Here is a 281-nt window from a genome sequence, read left to right as displayed (position 1 = left end):
TCGGCCAGGGCCGAGGTGGGCAGGCGCCGGTGCGGATTCGAGGGGCCGGCCATGTTGCGCACCACGGTGGACAGGTCGAACTGCAGCACGCGCTCGTACTGCGCATCGGCCAGGCTGTCGCTCCAGAAACCTGCGGTGCGCGCATAGGCTTCGACCAGGCGCACCTGGGCCTCGTCGCGGCCGGTCAGGCGCAGGTAGGCCAGCGTCTGGTCATCAATGGAGAACATGGCCGCCGTGGCGCCGTATTCGGGGCACATGTTGGAGATGGTGGCGCGGTCGCC

At 69.4% G+C, this 281-nt stretch carries 1 protein-coding gene; it reads right to left on the bottom strand.

What is annotated here, in order from left to right; genetic code table 11:
* Positions 1-281, bottom strand: a 281-nt coding sequence (locus ACM14_RS30325) for an aconitase family protein (RefSeq protein ID WP_254662176.1), incomplete at both ends; no start/stop codon positions are given.

It is taken from the genome of Delftia sp. JD2, assembly GCF_001682645.1.
GTDB lineage: Bacteria > Pseudomonadota > Gammaproteobacteria > Burkholderiales > Burkholderiaceae_C > Comamonas > Comamonas acidovorans.
The sequence above is the reverse complement of the archived record's forward strand: the minus strand, read 5'-3'. Positions and strand labels throughout refer to the sequence as shown.